The sequence below is a fragment of the Variovorax sp. PBL-H6 genome, assembly GCF_901827155.1.
Taxonomy (GTDB): domain Bacteria; phylum Pseudomonadota; class Gammaproteobacteria; order Burkholderiales; family Burkholderiaceae_C; genus Variovorax.
The window spans coordinates 760597-777051 of sequence record NZ_LR594659.1; the positions used below are offsets into that span (position 1 = coordinate 760597).

General features: G+C 63.7%; 18 protein-coding genes. 14 read left to right on the forward strand and 4 right to left on the reverse strand.

Annotation, left to right across the window (positions count from 1 at the left end):
- Nucleotides 1-91 precede the first annotated feature (91 nt).
- Genes G3W89_RS03750 through G3W89_RS03765 form a run of 4 tightly spaced genes read right to left on the reverse strand, consistent with a single transcriptional unit; the run spans nt 92 to nt 4108 of the window.
- The gene (locus G3W89_RS03750; protein ID WP_162572835.1) at nt 92-2164 is read right to left on the reverse strand and encodes a hypothetical protein; all 2073 of its coding nucleotides are present in this window, start codon (nt 2162-2164) and stop codon (nt 92-94) included.
- A complete protein-coding gene (locus G3W89_RS03755) occupies nt 2161-2757 on the reverse strand; it encodes a hypothetical protein (protein WP_162572836.1) in 597 nt (198 codons plus the stop codon). The genes G3W89_RS03750 and G3W89_RS03755 overlap by 4 nt, the downstream gene beginning before the upstream one ends.
- Complete coding sequence (locus G3W89_RS03760) at nt 2754-3164, reverse strand: GtrA family protein (protein WP_162572837.1); 411 nt, start codon at nt 3162-3164, stop codon at nt 2754-2756. The genes G3W89_RS03755 and G3W89_RS03760 overlap by 4 nt, the downstream gene beginning before the upstream one ends.
- Entirely contained in the window at nt 3161-4108 is a 948-nt protein-coding gene (locus tag G3W89_RS03765; protein WP_162572838.1) for a glycosyltransferase, read from the reverse strand. The genes G3W89_RS03760 and G3W89_RS03765 overlap by 4 nt, the downstream gene beginning before the upstream one ends.
- Nucleotides 4109-4323: 215 nt before the next feature.
- Between G3W89_RS03765 and rfbB the strand changes: the two genes are divergently transcribed.
- The 14 genes from rfbB to rffA all read left to right on the forward strand — a co-directional run bounded on the left by rfbB (nt 4324) and on the right by rffA (nt 16444).
- Entirely contained in the window at nt 4324-5385 is a 1062-nt protein-coding gene (rfbB, locus tag G3W89_RS03770; protein ID WP_162572839.1) for a dTDP-glucose 4,6-dehydratase, read from the forward strand.
- Nucleotides 5382-6272 carry a dTDP-4-dehydrorhamnose reductase gene (rfbD, locus tag G3W89_RS03775; RefSeq protein ID WP_162572840.1) on the forward strand — a complete coding sequence of 297 codons (891 nt, stop codon included), beginning with the start codon at nt 5382-5384 and terminating at the stop codon, nt 6270-6272. Before rfbB ends, rfbD begins: the two co-directional genes overlap by 4 nt.
- Nucleotides 6273-6292: 20 nt before the next feature.
- A complete protein-coding gene (gene rfbA / locus G3W89_RS03780) occupies nt 6293-7180 on the forward strand; it encodes a glucose-1-phosphate thymidylyltransferase RfbA (RefSeq protein WP_162572841.1) in 888 nt (295 codons plus the stop codon).
- A complete protein-coding gene (gene rfbC / locus G3W89_RS03785) occupies nt 7177-7725 on the forward strand; it encodes a dTDP-4-dehydrorhamnose 3,5-epimerase (protein ID WP_162572842.1) in 549 nt (182 codons plus the stop codon). Before rfbA ends, rfbC begins: the two co-directional genes overlap by 4 nt.
- Before the next feature lie 66 nt (nt 7726-7791).
- Nucleotides 7792-8481, forward strand: coding sequence for a WbqC family protein (locus tag G3W89_RS03790; RefSeq protein ID WP_162572843.1), 690 nt, complete (start codon nt 7792-7794; stop codon nt 8479-8481).
- Complete coding sequence (locus tag G3W89_RS03795; RefSeq protein ID WP_162572844.1) at nt 8478-9416, forward strand: glycosyltransferase family 2 protein; 939 nt, start codon at nt 8478-8480, stop codon at nt 9414-9416. Before G3W89_RS03790 ends, G3W89_RS03795 begins: the two co-directional genes overlap by 4 nt.
- Nucleotides 9413-10243 carry a phytanoyl-CoA dioxygenase family protein gene (locus G3W89_RS03800; RefSeq protein WP_232076304.1) on the forward strand — a complete coding sequence of 277 codons (831 nt, stop codon included), beginning with the start codon at nt 9413-9415 and terminating at the stop codon, nt 10241-10243. The genes G3W89_RS03795 and G3W89_RS03800 overlap by 4 nt, the downstream gene beginning before the upstream one ends.
- Entirely contained in the window at nt 10240-11070 is an 831-nt protein-coding gene (locus G3W89_RS03805; protein WP_197893523.1) for a class I SAM-dependent methyltransferase, read from the forward strand. The genes G3W89_RS03800 and G3W89_RS03805 overlap by 4 nt, the downstream gene beginning before the upstream one ends.
- Nucleotides 11063-11701, forward strand: a complete 639-nt coding sequence (locus tag G3W89_RS03810; protein WP_162572845.1) for a class I SAM-dependent methyltransferase — start codon at nt 11063-11065, stop codon at nt 11699-11701. The genes G3W89_RS03805 and G3W89_RS03810 overlap by 8 nt, the downstream gene beginning before the upstream one ends.
- A complete protein-coding gene (locus G3W89_RS03815; protein ID WP_162572846.1) occupies nt 11698-12363 on the forward strand; it encodes an acetyltransferase in 666 nt (221 codons plus the stop codon). The genes G3W89_RS03810 and G3W89_RS03815 overlap by 4 nt, the downstream gene beginning before the upstream one ends.
- Nucleotides 12360-13280, forward strand: coding sequence for a hypothetical protein (locus G3W89_RS03820; RefSeq protein ID WP_162572847.1), 921 nt, complete (start codon nt 12360-12362; stop codon nt 13278-13280). Before G3W89_RS03815 ends, G3W89_RS03820 begins: the two co-directional genes overlap by 4 nt.
- Entirely contained in the window at nt 13277-13654 is a 378-nt protein-coding gene (locus tag G3W89_RS03825; protein WP_162572848.1) for an EamA family transporter, read from the forward strand. The genes G3W89_RS03820 and G3W89_RS03825 overlap by 4 nt, the downstream gene beginning before the upstream one ends.
- Nucleotides 13647-15257 (forward strand): hypothetical protein, encoded by a 1611-nt coding sequence (locus G3W89_RS03830; RefSeq protein ID WP_162572849.1) that lies wholly within the window; start codon nt 13647-13649, stop codon nt 15255-15257. The genes G3W89_RS03825 and G3W89_RS03830 overlap by 8 nt, the downstream gene beginning before the upstream one ends.
- Nucleotides 15258-15295: 38 nt before the next feature.
- On the forward strand, nt 15296-16444 hold the full coding sequence (rffA, locus tag G3W89_RS03835) for a dTDP-4-amino-4,6-dideoxygalactose transaminase (protein WP_162572850.1): 1149 nt from the start codon (nt 15296-15298) through the stop codon (nt 16442-16444).
- Nucleotides 16445-16455: the final 11 nt, after the last annotated feature.

Genomic DNA, 16455 nt, shown 5'->3' on the forward strand with positions numbered 1-16455 from the left:
TCCGTTCCTGAGAGTGAATGGCGAAACTCTAGCTGGGCCTGCGGGTCTGCGTGTAGAGCCTGCGGCCTAGCGGCGCGCGGGCGGCATGCCCCTACTTGGCGGCAGGGCCCACGACGACCGGGATGTGCGGGATCGGCATGTCCAGCTCATGGAGATACCGATAGCCTTCTGCTGCGATCGAGAACTGGAGGTCGTAGCTGCCTTCGGCCGAAGGCTTGGCAATCTTGACGCTGATCGCCTCCTCCTCACCAGGTGCAAGGGAAAAGTTCAGGTCCTGCCGGGCCAGCCATCCGGCCGCAGTCGCCGGAGCCGCTGGATCGGTTGCCAAAGTGGGTACGAAGCGCCAGGTCAAGCGCAGCGGATGCCCCACGCGCGACAGCGAATGCAGGGGCTGCGCACTGTCGTTCCGGATGCGCACAACGACCTTCAGCTCGTGCGCGCCGGCCTCGTCCGCCGTGGGCGTGAGTTGGATCTGCCTGGCCTGTGCCTCGTCCGGGGGGCGCGGCGCGGCGTCGGTGGGCAGGTGACGGGCCGGGCAGGGCTCGAGCGAGACCCAGGCCGTCCGCGCCAGCAGCGCATCGGGCGCCCACTTTCCGGCAGCCCAGGGCGCTGGCGCCATGCTGTAGATGCGGCTCGCGGCCGAATGACAGGGCAATGGGTGGATGTAGCCAGGCGGCGCATTGCCCGAATAGCCGTTCAAGGTCGGCATCTTTCGGTCCTGCGCGAAGAGCATGCCGTCGAGCTCGGTCAGGTAGAAGGGCTCGTTCGCGCGTCCGCTGACATACAGCACGGAATCGGGCTTGAAGACCGTGGTGCCGGCGGCCTGCTCCACGGCGGCCATGCGGCCGCGCCACTGGTCGAAGCCGGCGAACGACGGGCGGTAAGCCAGGGTCTCGAGGGAGAACGCAAGCACGATCAGGCTGGAAACCAGCCATCGGAGGCTGCGATGCCGCTGCAGGTGCTCGACGCCGATAGCCGCCATGACGGCGACCGGCAGTGCCATTACCAGAATGACGCGGCTCACCGCCCGCAAGGACGAGATGCCGGGCAGCGCCATGGCGTGCTGGTACAAGGACTTTCCGTTCACATGCAGGGTGGAGGCCACCAGCAGTGCCAGCGTGGCCAGCGAAAGCCCGAGAAGCCTGCGCCAGGGCGCCGCTGATTCGGTTCTTGCCGTGACCAGCGCCCAGGCGGCGAGCACGAGCGGAACGAAGCCGATGAACAACTGGTGCTCGTTGCGCGCCTCCAGCCCGGACACGGCGGCGCCAAGCCATCGGTAGCCCGGCACCGCGTCCGCCAACAGGTAGCTCTGCGGCCGGGGCAGCATCAGCAGCACCTCGTCGGGCATCCGGCTGAAGCCGTAGAGGCGGCTGATGGCGTGGTACTTCAGCAGCAGGTAGCCGACCGCCGTGGCCGATGCCGCGATGACCAGGAGCGCTCTCCAATCGAACAGGCCCGCAGAGCTTCCCGGCCTGCGCCGGGCCGCTGGCGGCCGGAACGCGGGAACGAGCATGGCCGCTGCCGTCGCAGCGAGCAGGTAGGCCGTGAAGACGCCCAGATAGATCGAGCAGTAGAACTGCAGCGCGCCCCAGGCCGCGAGCCGCGCAAGATGCGTCAGCCGCCGCTCCTGGATGAACTGCAGCCACGCCAGCCACGCCAACGGGATCGCGAACCGGTAGGTCAGCTGTGCATGGGATTCCTGCGCCAAAGCCGGCAGCGAGAACGTGTACACGAAGGCGGCGACCGACGCGGCGAGCGACGAGAAGCCCAGCCTGCGCATTACCAGGTACATCGCGATGAAGTCGAGCCCGAACCCGACGGTCAGCCAGGCATCGAATGCTGGCTCGCGAGCGAGTCCCAGTGCGCGAAAGAGAACGTAGACGAGGCCGGAGCCGAAGTGGTTGTCGCTGAAAGCCAGCGCGCCCGGTGCCGGATAGAAAAAGCCTGGCGACCACAGCGAAGGCCAATCGCCACTCGCCCGCTGGAACAGGTGCTCGAGGAGCACGCTGTTGAAGCGTGCATCGCCCAGGTCGCCCGGCACCGCCGTGAACCAGTTCGTCGCCCGCAGGATGTAGAAGCACAGTCCGACCGCCGCCAGTGCCAGCGGCGCGAGCCGATAGCCGGGGGCCGCATGCCAGCCTGCGTGCGTCGCCGTCGAGCTCATCGGCAGGTGTAGTCCTTCTGCGCGGCGCTGTGGCGGAAGGGGTCCGTCAGATCGTCGCTGTACTGGCCCATCAGCAGTCTTTGTTTCGGCAGCAGGTGCCGCCGGAAGAACCGGCTGAAGCTCGCGAGACCGTCGCCCTTGGGCGTGAGGCGCACGCAGCCGTTCTCGATGCGGATCGTGCCGGATTCCAGCTGCTCGGTGAGCCGCACGTCAACCAGCCGGTGCTCCTTGAGGTACTCGTCGGTGAAGACTTCGGCGAAGCGGCTCTGCTGGATGCCGCCGCCGCGCTGCTGCAATTTCTCGAGGATGTAGAAGGACAGTGAGCGATCGAGCACCGTGGGCACCGAGATCGCGAGCGCATAGGCGGTCAGCAGCCAGATGATCAGCATCTGAAGCTTCTCGAAGCCGCTGAACACCGAAAAGGACCGCAGCGCCATGACCAGCCCCGCGGTGATGAATGCAGCCATCACCCCGTCGACGATGGCGCTGTAGAACACCACGTTCACGTGCATATAGGAGATGTGCAGCCAGTAGATGGCGCAGGCCAGCACGAGAAAGAAGGCGCTTGCCGCGGCGAATCGAATGATTTTCATGGTGCAGAGAACACGAGGAGCTTGTTGCCCACGTAGCTCAGCACTGTCTGCAGCACCGTGGCGATCAGGAACCCGATCCTGTAGTCCAGATGCAGGACGTCGGTCCAGGCGAAGAGCAGCAGGCCATGCAGGCATGCGATCGAGGCATACAGCGCGAGAAAGCGCAAGGCCTGATGTGCCCACGGCGCGCTGGCCTTGCGGAAGACGAAATAGCGACTGCCCACGAAGGAGGCTGCGATGCCGAACCAGGCGGCCACGAAGTTCGCCACCCCTGCGGACGGCATGCCCAGTACCCGCAGGTTGAAGCTCAGCACGCCATAGTGGATGGCTGTCGCGAGCAGTCCGTTGAGGATGAAGCGCCCCACCTCGGCAACGCGGGGATCTGCCAGTCGGGCGCGCAGGATCATGCGGTGCGGCCGGTGTGCGTCACCGTATCGACAAAATCGGTGTAGGCCGCTTGCAGCGACGCGCCCGACCTGCTCACGCCGGTGAGCATGAGGCTCATCAGTGCCAGCGTGCCTGTCTGCAGGAACACCAGCAGCAGGATGCCCAGCGCCACCGAGAACCACCCGGGCGTTGCGTAGCCTGACACCTTGAGCACCACGGAAGCGATGCCGCCCAGCAAGGTCAGTGCGCCCAGCAGTGCCGCGGCGATGCCGACCCGCACGAGCACATCCTCGGCGAAGACCATGATGCCGCGGAAGCCGTGCAAGGTCAGCCCGACGAAATTCATCTTGCTCTGTCCGGCGTAGCGTGGGCCGCGATCGAGCGCGCAGATGGCGATCCGCAGGCGGGAGCCGAGTACGCAACTCGCGACATGCGTCCAGAGCTCCTGCATGGCCGCCAGGCGCTTTACCGCGTGGGGCTTGAGCCCCATGAAGTTGCCGAAACTGATGCTGCGCCCGGTGAGAAGCTTGAAGAGCCGCCGGTAGACCGTGTAGAAGAGCTTGAAGCGCAGCGTCTCCACGCGCGTGCGGCGCTCTGCGACGACCACGTCGATCTCGTCCCGGTCGAGCGTCTGGAGCAATTCGGGAATGGAAGCGGGAAGGTCTTCGCCGTCGGAGTCCATCACCACGACCCGCTGGGCCTCGGCCAGGTGCTCGGCCACGTAGCCGAGCCCGACCGCTATCGCACGCTGATGGCCCACGTTGCGCCGCAGGCGGATCACGGTGCCGCCGAGGCCGATGGCCTCCATCTGCGCGATGTCGACCGGCTGCCGGACCGAGCCGTCGTCCACCGCCACGACATGCACCTGCCCACCGAACGCATCGAACAGCTCGTGAAACAGGTGGGTCGAGGCTTCGCTGTCTTCGAAGACAGGCGTGATGACGACAAAAGGGAGGGGACTCATCAGGGGAAGGAAGAAGATCGCAGGCAGACGGGCCGATGAGGCCGCGGGGCTGAGGCTGCAGCCAATCAGCGGCCGACATTGTGCCCCATGCCCTTGCAGCTATTTGAGGCGGCCCGCGCGAAGGGCCCCCGGCGCCTTCTGGCGCATGCGGCGATGGGATAATCCCCGATTGCCTGCCGGCAGGCGGCGTTTTCATTGCCACAGCGGGGGACTTCATGATTCTGGTTACCGGCGGCGCCGGATTCATCGGCGCCAACTTCGTTCTCGATTGGCTCGCTCAGAGCGACGAGGCTGTGGTCAACCTCGACAAGCTCACCTACGCCGGCAACCTCGAGACGCTGGCCTCGCTCGAGAACAATCCCAAACACATCTTCGTCCAGGGCGACATCGGAGACAGCGCCCTCGTCGACCGCCTGCTGGCCGAACACCGGCCACGCGCTCTGCTCAACTTCGCGGCCGAGTCGCACGTGGACCGCTCCATCCACGGGCCTGAAGATTTCGTCCAGACCAACGTGCTGGGCACCTTCCGCCTGCTCGAATCCGTTCGCGGCTACTGGAGCTCCTTGCCGGAGGAGCAGAAGACGGCCTTCCGCCTCCTCCACGTCTCGACCGACGAGGTCTACGGCTCGCTCTCGTCCAGTGACCCCGCCTTCACCGAAGAGAACAAGTACGAGCCCAACAGTCCCTACTCGGCGAGCAAGGCCGCGAGCGACCACCTGGTGCGCGCCTGGCACCACACCTACGGACTGCCGGTGCTCACCACCAACTGCTCGAACAACTACGGCCCGTTCCATTTCCCCGAGAAGCTGATCCCGCTGATGATCGTCAATGCGCTCGCAGGCAAGCCGCTGCCGGTGTATGGCGACGGCATGCAGGTCCGCGACTGGCTCTACGTGAAGGACCATTGCAGCGCCATCCGCCGCGTGCTCGAGGCTGGCAAGCTGGGCGAGACCTACAACGTCGGCGGCTGGAACGAGAAGCCCAACATCGAGATCGTGCACACCGTGTGCGCGCTGCTCGACGAACTGCGCCCGCGCGCTGATGGCCGCAGCTACAAGGAGCAGATCGCTTACGTGACCGACCGCCCCGGCCACGACCGGCGCTACGCCATCGATGCGCGCAAGCTCGAACGCGAGCTGGGCTGGAAGCCCGCCGAGACCTTCGACAGCGGCATCCGCAAGACCGTCGAGTGGTATCTGGACAACGCCGCCTGGGTGCACAACGTGCAAAGCGGTGCCTACCGCGACTGGGTGAAGAAGCAGTACGAGGCCGCATGAAGGTATTGCTGCTCGGCAAGACGGGGCAGGTGGGCTGGGAGCTGCAGCGCAGCCTGGCGCCGCTGGGCGAACTGGTCGCGCTGGACTCCAGAAGCACCGAGTTCCATGCCGACTTTCGCGATCCCGGGCGCGTGGCGCAGACAGTGCTTGCGCTGCGGCCCGATGTGGTCGTCAATGCCGCCGCTCACACGGCGGTGGACAAGGCCGAGAGCGAGCCCGAGTTGGCGCGCACGTTGAACGCGTTCGCCCCCGGTGCCATCGCGAAGGCCGCGCAGCAGGTCGGCGCCCTGATGGTGCATTACTCCACCGACTACGTGTTCGACGGTACCGGCGAGCGGCCCTGGCAGGAAGACGATGCCACAGCGCCGCTCAGCGTCTACGGCCGCACCAAGCTGGAAGGCGAGCAGCTGATCGCCGCCCATGGCCCTGTGCACCTGATCTTCCGCACCAGCTGGGTCTATGCCGCGCGCGGCGGCAACTTCGCCAAGACGATGCTGCGGCTCGCCCGTGAGCGCGAGCGGCTGACCGTGATCGACGACCAGTTCGGCGCGCCCACCGGCGCCGAGTTGCTGGCTGATGTGACGGCTCATGCGATCCGCGACACACTGCGCGATCCGGCGAAGGCCGGGCTGTATCACCTGGCGGCCGGCGGCGAGACCACCTGGCATGGCTATGCGCGCTTCGTGCTCGAGCAAGCCCAGGCGGCCGGTGTCGTGCTCAAGGCCGGACCCGATGCGGTCGATGCCGTGCCGACCAGCGCTTTTCCTACCCCCGCCACGCGGCCCCACAATTCGCGCCTGAGTACCCTGAAGCTGCAGTCCACTTTCGGCCTCAGCCTGCCGTCCTGGCAGACCGGCGTCGCGCGCATGCTGCACGAGACGCTCTGACTCACCACCGGAAATAATCCATGACGCAACGCAAAGGCATCATCCTGGCTGGCGGCTCCGGCACACGCCTGCACCCGGCCACGCTGGCGATCAGCAAGCAGCTGCTGCCGGTTTATGACAAGCCGATGATTTACTACCCCTTGAGCACGCTGATGCTGGGCGGCATGCGCGACATCCTGATCATCAGCACGCCACAGGACACGCCGCGCTTCCAGCAATTGCTGGGCGACGGGAGCCAATGGGGCATCAACCTGCAGTATGCGGTGCAGCCGAACCCCGACGGGCTGGCGCAGGCCTTCATCATCGGCGACAAGTTCGTGGGCGATTCACCGAGCGCGCTGGTGCTGGGAGACAACATCTTCTACGGGCACGACTTCTTCCACTTGCTCTCCGACGCCGACCGGAAGCAAAAGGGCGCGACGGTGTTTGCCTATCATGTGCACGACCCGGAGCGCTATGGCGTGGTCGCCTTCGATGCGAAGGGCAAGGCCAGCAGCATCGAGGAGAAGCCGGCCAAGCCCAAGAGCAGCTACGCAGTGACGGGGCTTTATTTCTATGACAACCAGGTGGTCGACATTGCCAAGGATGTGAAGCCGAGCGCACGAGGCGAGCTGGAGATCACCGCCGTCAACCAGGCCTACCTCGAGCGCGACGAGCTGAACGTGCAGATCATGCAGCGCGGCTATGCCTGGCTGGATACCGGAACGCACGAGAGCCTGCTCGAGGCCGGGCAGTTCATCGCCACGCTGGAGCATCGGCAGGGGCTGAAGATTGCGTGTCCGGAGGAGGTGGCGTGGCGCAACGGGTTCATCAGCACCGAGCAACTGGCGAAGTTGGCAGGTCCGTTGGAAAAGAGCGGGTATGGGAAGTACCTGAATCATTTGCTTGCTGAAGGGGTTCGCTCATGAAGGTCACGCCTACAAACATCCCAGAGGTCCTGGTCATCGAGCCCAAGGTTTTCGGCGACTCGCGTGGGTTCTTTCTTGAAAGCTTCAATCAGAAGGCTTTTGACGAAGTCGTCGGTGAGCACGTCGAATTCGTTCAGGACAATCATTCGCGCTCGGCGAGAGGCGTGCTTCGTGGATTGCACTATCAGATCGAGCAGCCACAAGGCAAGCTGGTCCGCGTGGCTCGCGGAGCGGTGTTCGATGTCGCAGTGGACGTCAGAAAGTCGTCGCCGACCTTCGGCCAATGGGTCGGCGTGGAACTGAGCGAGGACAACCATAAGCAGATGTGGGTGCCCGCAGGCTTTGCACACGCCTTTCTCGTGCTGAGTGAGACAGCGGATTTCATGTACAAGACGACCGACTACTACGCGCCGGCCCATGAGCGCGCAATCGCCTGGGACGACCCGGAACTGGACATCCGCTGGCCTGATGTCGGCGGCCTGCCGAGCCTGTCGGCCAAGGATTCCGCGGCCGCCGCATTCCGAACGGCCGAAGTGTTCGATTGAGGTCACCGGCATGCACGACCTCGCGCCGTGCGCGGCGCCTCGAGAACCTCGCGCACGAGACACGAATTGAAGAAAATTGCCATTGTCCAGTCGAACTACATCCCTTGGAAGGGTTACTTCGACCTCATTGCCGCAGTCGATGAGTTCATTCTCTACGACGACATGCAGTACACCCGGCGGGATTGGCGCAATCGGAACCAGATCAAGACCCCGCAAGGGCTTCAGTGGTTGACGGTTCCTGTTCGCGTGAAAGGGAAGTACGAGCAAAAGATCAGGGAAACGGAAATCGATGGGCAGGACTGGAGAGGCACGCACTGGAAGTCTCTGGCCCAGAACTATGCGCGTGCCGCGCACTTCGATGAGATCGCCGAGTGGGTCGAGCCGTTGTATGGGCAGACGTATTCGCACCTGTCCGATTTGAACAGGCGGTTCATCGAGGCGATCTGCAAGTACCTGGGTATCGATACGACCATTAGCGACTCCGCCCAGTATTCCCTGGCAGAGGGCAAGACCGAGCGCCTGGCCGACTTGTGCGTGCAGGCCGGCGGCACCGAATACATCTCCGGCCCGTCGGCCAAGAGCTACGTGGATGAGGAAGTCTTCCGTGAGCGAGGCGTTGCGCTTGCCTGGTTCGACTATGCGGGCTATCCGGAGTATCCGCAGTTGTGGGGCGAATTCACCCATGGCGTGACGGTCCTCGATCTCCTGTTCAACTGCGGCAAGGATGCGCGGCATTGCATGAGGTCTGCAGCGTGAAACTCTCGATCGTTGCGACGCTGTACCAATCGGCGCCCTACATTGCCGAATTCCATCGACGCGCCACCGAGGCGGCCCGGCAACTGGCGGGTGAGGCGTTCGAGATCGTTCTCGTCAACGACGGCTCCCCGGACGACAGTCTCGCGAGAGCCATCGCGCTGACGGAGGCCGACCCGCATGTGGTTGTGGTCGATCTTTCGCGCAACTTCGGGCACCACAAGGCCATGATGACCGGCCTTGCGGCCGCCAGGGGCCAGCACGTCTTTCTGATCGACAGTGATCTGGAAGAAGAACCCGAGTGGCTGATCCCCTTCGCTGCCCAAATGGAGGAGGCGTCGTGCGACGTGGTCTATGGCGCCCAGTCCAGCCGCCGCGGCGGCTTCTTCGAGCAGGTGAGCGGCGCCGTGTTCTATCGGGCCTTTCGTCTGCTGACCGGCGTCGCGCAGCCCAACAACATCGTGACGGCCCGGCTGATGTCGCGAAGGTACGTCGAGGGGCTCCTGCGGCACCAGGAGCGTGAGCTCAACATCGGTGGGCTTTGGGTGACGACCGGCTTCAAGCAGGTGCAACTCACGGTCCAGAAGCATGCGACGAGCCCGACGACCTACTCGTTGTCGCGCAAGCTCAGTCACCTGGTCAATGCAGTGACTTCGTTCAGCAGTCTGCCCTTGGTGTTCACGTTCTATTCGGGGTTGCTGATCTCGATGACAGCCGTGTTCTACATCCTGTACCTGGGGGCCCGCTACTTCTCGTCGTCGGCGCCGCCGGACGGCTATACATCGATCATCGCGTCGATCTGGCTCTTTTCCGGGCTCATCATCTTCTTCATCGGGGTGCAGGGCATCTACATTGCCAAGATATTCTCGGAAGTGAAGCAGCGGCCATACACCATCGTGCGACAGGTGTACGGCCGGGGACAGGAGGGCCATCCTTGAATCAGGAAACGCGTGAGATTCCGTCGTCCTGCTACGGTGTTCTGGAGCGGGCGGCGGCAGAAGGGCCGCTCGCGGAGGCGGCGGAGCAGGTGCGCGTCCTCGGATATGCCACGATCGATTCGGGCTACACGCAGTCCGAGCTCCAGGACCTCTCCAACGCCTTCGATGAAATCCGGGAGGCCTACGTCGCTCGCCACGGCCAGGCCTTTCTCGAGAGCCTCGACGAACTCAACAATATCCGCCTGATGCTGGCCTACGGCGATGGCGCTTTCCTGCGGCTGGCATTGAACGAACACGTACTGAAAGCCGTCGGCATGCTGATCAGCGGAAAGTTCGTGCTGAATCAGCAGAACGGGGTGATCAACCCGCCCCTGGAGAATTACAACCAGGGCGCCTGGCACCGGGACCTGCCGTACCAGCACTTCGTTTCAAGCACGCCCCTGGCCATCAACGCCCTGTTCTGCATGGACGATTTCACGGCCGACAATGGCGCGACCTTCGTGCTGCCTGCGTCGCACAGGATGGGGCCCTTTCCGTCGCCGGGCCACATTCGCAAGAATGCCGTGCAGATCGAAGCCAGGGCGGGCCAGTTCATCCTTCTCGATTGCATGGCTTTCCATTCGGGCGGCTACAACCGCAGCGTCCGGGCGCGTCGCGCGGTGAACCACGTCTACAACATTCCTTACTTCAAGCAGCAGATCAAGATTGCGGGCGTCCTCGATGGCGTTCTCTTGCCGCCGCACGCACGAGAGATCCTGGGCTTTGATTTCCAGGAGCCGCTCTCGGTGAACGGTTATCTCGAGTCGCGCAGGAAGCCAGGCACTTGAACGATCGCGCGAAGCCCGGTCCTGACATCGAAGGTCGCAGCATGGCGGTATTGCCACCCGGAACCATTCTTCAATTGATGTACCTCGACGAGAGGCTGCGGCGGCTTCCGCCCGGCCGCTTCATCGAGATCGGACCGGGCAGCGGCGAGATCACGCAAGTGCTCCTGCGCCGCGGTTGGACGGGGTGTTCCTACGACCTGGAGCCCAGGACGATCCGCAGACTGCGGGAGCGCTTCGCCGCCGAGATTTCCGAACATCGATTCTCTGCGGTCAACCAGGACTTTCTTGCGACCGATCAGGAGAGCAAGGCGGACCTCGTCATCTCGTGCATGGTGATGGAGCACCTGGAAGATCCGATGCAGTCCCAATTCCTGCGAGTGGCCGAGCGAGTCTTGAAGCCGTCGGGGCTGATGATCGGCCTTGTGCCCGGGTCTCCCGCGCATTGGGGCATCGAGGATGACATCGCCGGGCACTGCAGGCGATACACGAGGTCGAGCATCGAGGCCTTGGCCGCTGCCAACCAGTGGAGCTTGCAGCACCTCGCAGGGCTGACTTTTCCTGTCTCGAACCTCCTGCTGCCGATCTCGAACTTCCTGGTGAAGCGAAGCGAGAGTTCCAAGCTCGGCATGTCGCAACTGGAGCGTACAAAGGAATCGGGCCGACGCCAGGTCAAGTTCAAGACGCACTTTCCATCCGTACTCGGCATGGTTCTCAATCGGAGCACGATGTTGCCTGCCCACCTGATTCAAAAATGCTTCTCGCGGTCCGAGAAAGCCCTGGTCCTGTACTTCGAGGCCAACCCCCGATCTGGAGCGCGAAATGGTTGAAGAAGGCAATCAGAATCTCTTGGCGGACGTGGCCGCCTACTATTCGGGCAAGCTGGCCGAGCATGGTCTGAGCCCGCGCGGGGTCGATTGGAACGGGGAGGAGAGCCAGGTCCTGCGTTTCCGCCAGCTTTGCAGAATCATCGACCGGCCCGGGGAGGTGTCCGTCAACGACCTGGGCTGCGGCTATGGTGCACTGTTCGATCTTCTGGCGGCGGATCGCCCGGAGATCCGTTATCTGGGTGTCGACGTTTCTGCCAGCATGATCGATGCGGCACGCGAGCGACTGAAGGACCATCCCAATGCGCGCTTCATCCAGGCGAGCGTTCCCGACGACATCGGGGACTATGGGGTGGCGAGCGGCATCTTCAATGTCCGGATGGAGCGTACGGATGCGCAGTGGCAGGCGTACCTGGAGGCGACCTTGGACCAGCTCGACCGGACCAGCCGGTTCGGATTCGCGTTCAACTGCCTGACCTCGTACTCCGACGCCGATCGCATGCGGCCAGACCTGTACTACGCGGACCCGTGCCGTCTTTTCGACCTGTGCAAGCGCCGCTATGCAAAGAACGTGGCCCTGCTGCATGACTATGGGCTGTACGAATTCACCATCCTTGTCAGGAAGCAGGTATGACCAAGCGTCTTGTCATCTTCGGAACCGGCGACATTGCCGAATTGGCCCATTACTACTTCAGTTCGGAATCCGATTTCGAGGTCGCGGCCTTCACGGTGGATGCTGCCTTCGTGACTGCGCCGACCTTCTGCGGACTGCCGGTGATCCCCTTCGAGGATGTCCTCGATCGCTATTCGCCGGCTGATTTCGAGATGTTCGTGGCGCTCAGCTACTCCCGCTTGAACGCGACCCGCAAGGAGAAGTACCTGGCCGCCAAGGCAAAAGGCTATCGCCTTGCAAGCTTTGTCAGTCCGGCCGCGACCGTGCGCAACGATGGGCAGATCGGCGAGAACTGTTTCATCTTCGAGGACAACACGATCCAGCCCTTCGTGCGGATCGGCAACAACGTGACGCTTTGGAGCGGCAACCACATCGGACATCACTCGACGATCAAGGACCATTGCTTCCTTGCCTCCCATGTCGTTGTCTCGGGCGGCGTCGAGATCGGGGAGCAATGCTTCATCGGTGTGAACGCGACGCTGCGGGATCACATCAAGATCGGCGAGCGATGCGTGATCGGCGCTGGCGCGCTGCTGCTGGCCGATGCCGAAGCCGAAGGGGTCTACATCGGTCCGGCCACCGAGCGATCACGCGTGCCGAGCACCCGCTTGAGAGGCATATGACTGTGCCCTGGAAGAAGCTGGGCTGTCTCTACTGCCCTGGCGGAGACCGCCATCCCAAGCTCCTCACGCATGCGGCCAACCCGTTGGCAGTGCCATTGGCCGGGGATACCTACCGCGTGTTCTACAGTGGCCGCGATGATCGGCAGCGCTCATCGGTAGGTGCGGTCGACATCGATATCGTGAAGCGGCGGGTGCTCCACGAGCACTTTGCACCGCTGTTCGAGCATGGCCCCGCCGGCAGCTTCTACGCAGACGGCGTGAGCATCGGCAACTGCTACGAGACGAGCTTCGGGCACTACATGCTTTTCATGGGCTGGCAGAACCCGCCCGATGCACATTGGCGCGGCGAGATCGGGCGCCTGGCCGTCGACCGCGATCTGCGGCTCGCATTGGACGGGGATGGTGCGTTCATGTCGCTGGATGCGGTCGATCCGGTCAGTCTTTCGTATCCGTGGGTGATGAGCGACGGCCCGGGCGACCGATGCCGCATGTGGTATGGCTCGACCCTCACCTGGGATGGAGGAAATGGCGAGATGGTGCACGTCATCCGCCATGCCTCGTCCGAGGATGGCAACCGTTGGCGTCGCGAGGGCGCGGCCGTGCCCTACGAAGTCGACAAGGCTCAGGCGTTCTCGCGCCCGACGGTCCTGAAGGATGCGCAGGGCTATCACATGTGGTTCTCGTATCGCAGCGGCACGGGCCAGACTTATCGAATCGGCTATGCGTCGAGTGAAAACGGATCCGACTGGACGCTCCGGCTGGAAGAAGCGGGCATCGAGGTCTCCAAAGAAGGATGGGATGCCGAAATGATCGAGTACCCCTTCGTGTTCGAGCATGGGGGCTCGAGATACATGCTCTACAACGGCAACGGCTACGGAAAGAGCGGCTTCGGACTTGCCGTGCAGGACGGCTCATGATCGCGCGGCTGACCGATTACATCTATATCGCAGCGACCATAGGCTTCACCGTCTACGGCCAACTCATTCTCAAGTGGCGCGTCGGATTCCACGGCCACCTGCCCGCGGAACTCGCCGACAAGGTCCGCTACATTTTCGGCGTGCTGTTCGATCCGTGGGTTGTTTCCGGCTTGACGGCGGCCTTTTTGGCCTCGCTCACGTGGATCGCGGCGATGACCAAGTTTCAACTCAGCCACGCCTATCCCTTCATGAGCCTGAACTTCGTGATCGTCCTGGCTCTCAGCGCCTGGTTGCTGAACGAGCCGGTCACGCTGGCAAAGGTGTTTGGCGTCGCGATGATCGTGATCGGTACGGTGGCGATTGCCCGTGGCTGAAGCAGGCGGGGAAGCACGGCGCTCGCCGGCGTGGCTCGCGTTGGCGACGGCGCTCGCAACTGCATCGGCGCTGCTGGTCGTCTTGTACATGCTCTCGCCACCGAGGTGGGAGACCAACGACGACGTCGCCATGTCCATGGTGACGCACGGCTACGGCATCGCCGCGCCGGGCGCACCTCCCTACCTCATGTTCTCGAACGTGCTGTGGGGCTACATGGCGCGCAGCATTCCAGCTTTCGGCGGACTGCTGGGCTACTCGAGCGCGACGATCGCGGCCCTCCTCATCGCGTGCGCCGGGTTGACGTACGGGATGCTGCGTCTCGGTGCGGGTCGTGTGCTGAGCCTGTCAGCCGCCGGCCTCCTGTTCGTGCGCCCGATGCTCTTTCCCCAGTTCACCGTGAACGCGGGCATGCTCATGGTCGCAGCTGCGATCCTCTGGTGCGTGCATTCGGTCGAACGCCCTGCGCGGACACTGGTGGCGAGCGCGTTGCTCGCCCTCTTGAGCTATGTGATCCGGAGCCAGGAGTGTCTGCTCGTGCTGGCGGTCGCCCTTCCGCTTCTTCCCTGGCGCCCGCTGCGATCCAGGCGCGTGCAGGTCGTCCTGTTGGCAGTCTGCTGTGCCATTGCAGCCGCTGCGATCTTCGATCATCGTGCGTACCAGACGAAAGAGTGGCAAGAGTTCAATGCACTCAACCCGGTTCGCGCTCGACTGACGGACTTTCGTGCCGGCGAGTCCTTGCGCAACCGCCCGGACATTGTCGAGCGGCATGGCTACAGCCTCAACGATGTCGCCTTGATGGAAAAGTGGTTCTTCGTCGACCCAGGGATTGCCAATCCGGTAAGGCTGGACGCCATGCTGTCAGAGGCCGGTCCTCTGCCGCGCCAGGATCATGCGTGGGCCAATGCGCTGATCAGTCTCAAGGCGCTAGGGCATCCATCGCTCTGGGTTTTCGTCGTCGTCGGAGTGCTCGGTGCCATGCTGCGGCCGAGCCGAGGGTTGTTCATGGCGTGGGCAATCTTTCTCGCCGCCATCGTCGCGATGGGTTTCCTCGGGAGGCCCGGCATCATTCGCGTCTACCTGCCGGTGGTCAGCCTCCTGGCGATCGCTCCGCTGCTGCAGGGGGCTCGCGCTGTCTCGGTTCGCAATCGGGCGCTTTTCGCGTTGCTCCTCATGGCGGTGGCGGTCAATGCGTTCAACGTGCTCTCCGAGTCGAGGTCGACGAACACAGTCGACGCGCACGCGCGCGCCCGCATCGCCGGGTTTCCTGATTATCCCGTGGTGATCTGGGGCGGAGGCTTTCCCTTCGAGGCCGCGTACCCGGTCCTCGGCGCCTCGCAGGCAGTGCTGGACTACAAGCTCTACGGATTGGGCGTCTCGACCCTGGCGCCATTCTCTGTCGCCCACGCGGAAGCCCGCGCAGGCCGGGGAATGATTGCGCGCCTGCTGTCGGGGGAGGGGGTGCCGCTGGTCGCCTCGGACGAGGAGATCCGCCTGCTTGGCGTTTACTGCCGGGAGCACCACGGTGGACAATTGCAGCAAACCGAAAGACCTCCAGAGGCTGCCGGCGGGCCGAGTCGCTATCGTTGCGTCCAAGGACGCTGACGCAGCACCGGATCGGTGGCAGCAAGCAAACAACCAATATGGCAAACAGCAAGATCCCCTTCAATTGGCCGTACATGACGGGCAAGGAGCTCTACTACATCGCCGAGTCGCACTTCAATGGCCGGCTCGCAGGAGACGGGCTGTTCACGAGCCGCTGTCACCGATGGATCGAAGAGCGCACCGGCTGTAGCAAGGCGCTGCTCACGCACTCGTGCACTGCGGCGCTGGAGATGGCTGCGCTGCTGATGGATGTGAAGCCCGGCGACGAGATCATCATGCCGTCCTACACCTTCGTATCGACGGCCAACGCATTCGTGCTGAGGGGCGGCGTCCCTGTGTTTGTTGACATCCGCGCCGACACGCTGAACATCGACGAATCGCTCATCGAGGCGGCGATCACCCCGCGCACGCGCGGCATCGCGGTGGTCCACTATGCGGGCGTAGCCTGCGAGATGGACGCGATCATGGCCATCGCCGAACGGCATGGATTGACGGTGGTCGAGGACGCCGCGCAGGGTGTCATGGCGAGCTACAAAGGCAAGCCCCTGGGCAGCATCGGCCAACTGGGGGCCTACAGCTTCCACGAAACCAAGAACGTGATCTCCGGGGAAGGCGGGGCGCTCCTCGTCAACGAACCAGCCCTGGTCCAGATGGCGGAGATCATCCGTGAGAAGGGCACCGACCGCGGTCGCTTTTTCAGGGGCGAGGTGGACAAATACACGTGGCAGTCGGTCGGCTCCTCCTTTCTGCCGGGCGAACTGATCGCCGCCTTCCTGTGGGCGCAGTTCGAAGAGGCCGAGCGCATCACGCAGATGCGCATGGATGCCTGGGACCGCTACCACGTCCTTGTGGAGCATCTGGAGACAGCCGGGGCTCTCCGTCGGCCAACAGTGCCTGAGGGTTGCCGGCACAACGCTCACATGTACTACGTGGTGCTCTCACCCAGGATCGATCGGCAAAAAGTGCTGGATGCGCTCAAGCGGGCCGACATCGCGGCTGTCTTCCATTACGTTCCGTTGCACTCTTCGCCGGCGGGACGACGCTATGGAAGGGCGCATGGCACATTGGATGTCACTGATCGCCAATCCGAATCCCTCATCCGCCTCCCTCTCTGGGTGGGGCTGACGCGGGAAATGCAGGATGGCGTCGTCCAGGTGCTCGCAGACGCGATCTCCGCGCAATCCTGAGGACGCTTTCA

Bases quoted from the DNA above. Each gene is read 5' to 3' on its own strand.
- G3W89_RS03750 (WP_162572835.1), bottom strand. From the start codon at position 2,164: ATGAGCTCGACGGCGACGCACGCAGGCTGGCATGCGGCCCCCGGCTAT.
- G3W89_RS03755 (WP_162572836.1), bottom strand. From the start codon at position 2,757: ATGAAAATCATTCGATTCGCCGCGGCAAGCGCCTTCTTTCTCGTGCTG.
- G3W89_RS03760 (WP_162572837.1), bottom strand. From the start codon at position 3,164: ATGATCCTGCGCGCCCGACTGGCAGATCCCCGCGTTGCCGAGGTGGGG.
- G3W89_RS03765 (WP_162572838.1), bottom strand. From the start codon at position 4,108: ATGAGTCCCCTCCCTTTTGTCGTCATCACGCCTGTCTTCGAAGACAGC.
- rfbB (WP_162572839.1), top strand. From the start codon at position 4,324: ATGATTCTGGTTACCGGCGGCGCCGGATTCATCGGCGCCAACTTCGTT.
- rfbD (WP_162572840.1), top strand. From the start codon at position 5,382: ATGAAGGTATTGCTGCTCGGCAAGACGGGGCAGGTGGGCTGGGAGCTG.
- rfbA (WP_162572841.1), top strand. From the start codon at position 6,293: ATGACGCAACGCAAAGGCATCATCCTGGCTGGCGGCTCCGGCACACGC.
- rfbC (WP_162572842.1), top strand. From the start codon at position 7,177: ATGAAGGTCACGCCTACAAACATCCCAGAGGTCCTGGTCATCGAGCCC.
- G3W89_RS03810 (WP_162572845.1), top strand. From the start codon at position 11,063: ATGGTTGAAGAAGGCAATCAGAATCTCTTGGCGGACGTGGCCGCCTAC.
- G3W89_RS03815 (WP_162572846.1), top strand. From the start codon at position 11,698: ATGACCAAGCGTCTTGTCATCTTCGGAACCGGCGACATTGCCGAATTG.
- G3W89_RS03820 (WP_162572847.1), top strand. From the start codon at position 12,360: ATGACTGTGCCCTGGAAGAAGCTGGGCTGTCTCTACTGCCCTGGCGGA.
- G3W89_RS03825 (WP_162572848.1), top strand. From the start codon at position 13,277: ATGATCGCGCGGCTGACCGATTACATCTATATCGCAGCGACCATAGGC.
- rffA (WP_162572850.1), top strand. From the start codon at position 15,296: ATGGCAAACAGCAAGATCCCCTTCAATTGGCCGTACATGACGGGCAAG.